Annotated in this window: 2 protein-coding genes; both read left to right on the top strand. The window is 73.7% G+C overall.

Annotation, left to right across the window (positions count from 1 at the left end; genetic code table 11):
* Window positions 1-497: Rv0361 family membrane protein (locus C1I99_RS31495; RefSeq protein WP_111137766.1), on the top strand; the 497-nt coding region annotated here is incomplete at its 5' end.
* A 26-nt stretch (window positions 498-523) separates the two neighbouring features.
* Complete coding sequence (bagA, locus tag C1I99_RS31490; protein ID WP_111137765.1) at window positions 524-1501, top strand: ATPase BagA; 978 nt, start codon at window positions 524-526, stop codon at window positions 1499-1501.
* Window positions 1502-1655: the final 154 nt, after the last annotated feature.

Raw genomic sequence — 1655 nt, 5'->3', positions numbered from 1 at the left:
GTACGGGGGGTGTCCCGCCGCCCCCGGCCGGACACCCCCCGTACCGCGCGCCGGAGAAGAAGCGCGGCGTGCTGATCGCCTCGATCGCGCTGGCCGCCGTCCTGATGCTCTGCGCCGGCGGCGGCGTGGTGGCCTTCCTGACCCTGCGCAACACCGAGACCGGTGCGGGGGCGAAGGAGCCGGCGGTGGCGGTGGACCAGTTCCTCACCGCCGTCTACAAGGACCGCGACGCGTCCAGGGCGGCCACCCTGGTCTGCTCCTCGTCCCGCGACAAGGACAAGATCGCCGCCAAGGTGGCCGAGATCGAGAAGTACGCCTCGGCCTACCAGAACCCACGGTTCCGGTGGAGCAGCCCGAAGGTGGACAACCAGATCGGCGACCGGGCCACGGTCACCACCCGGGTGACCATGACGACCGCCGACGAGAAGGTCGCCGACCAGGACCTGCGGTTCACGGTGGTGCGGAAGACGGGTTGGTGGGTCTGCGAGGTCGCCTGAACCGGGCCGGTGGATAGGCTCGACGGGTGCGAGCAGCTGAGCGGCCGACCGACCCGGCCGGTATGGAGTGGCCGGCCCGCCTCCACGTGGTGACCGGCAAGGGCGGCACCGGCAAGACCAGCGTGGCGGCTGCGCTGGCCCTGGCGCTGGCCGCCGGCGGCCGGCGCACGCTGCTGGTGGAGGTCGAGGGGCGGCAGGGCATCGCCCAGCTCTTCGGCACCGACCCACTGCCCTATGAGGAGCGGCACCTGGCCGACGCGCCGGGTGGCGGGGAGGTACGGGCCCTGGCGGTGGACGCCGAGGAAGCCCTGCTCGAGTACCTGGACATGTTCTACAAGCTCGGCGCGGCCGGCCGGGCGTTGCGCAAGCTCGGGGCGATCGACTTCGCCACCACCATCGCCCCGGGCCTGCGGGACGTGCTGCTCACCGGGAAGGTGAAGGAGGCGACCACCCGCACGGTCGGCCAGCGACGCGCGTACGACGCGGTGGTGCTCGACGCGCCGCCGACCGGGCGGATCGGCCGGTTCCTCAACGTCACCGCGGAGACGGCCCGGCTGGCCAAGGTGGGCCCGATCAAGACCCAGAGCGAGGGGGTCTCCGCGCTGCTGCGCTCCCCGATGACCGCGGTGCACGTGGTCACGTTGCTGGAGGAGATGCCGGTCCAGGAGACGGTCGACGCGATGGCGGAGCTCACCCAGCTCGGCTTCCCGGTCGGGCGGGTGATCGTCAACGGCACCCGGCCCCCGCTACCGGCGGATCGGGTGGTGAGCCCGGCCGAACTGCGGCGCGGGCTGCTCGCCGCCGGGCTGCCGGCAGACCGGGACATCGTCGCCGGGCTGGCCGTCGAGGCGCGCGACCAGGTCGTCCGCCGGGAGCTGGAGGATTCGCTCCGTGCCGACCTGGTCGAGCTGGGCCTGCCCCTGACCGAGCTGCCGCTGCTGCCCGACGGGGTAGACCGGGCCGGGTTGGACCGGCTGGCGGCGGCCCTCGTCCGGGCGGATTGACTCACACCTGGCCTCGGGCCCGGGCGCGCCGGCCCACCCGGCCCGATACGCTCGATTGGTGCCTTCCGAAGACGCGGCGCCGCAGCTGGACGTCGACCAGATCCTCGCCGACCCGGGCGTACGGATCGTGGTGTGCTGCGGGGCGGGCGGGGTG

The sequence above is a fragment of the Micromonospora deserti genome (assembly GCF_003236335.1).
Lineage (GTDB): Bacteria > Actinomycetota > Actinomycetes > Mycobacteriales > Micromonosporaceae > Micromonospora > Micromonospora deserti.
This window is presented reverse-complemented; position numbering and strand designations above follow the sequence as displayed.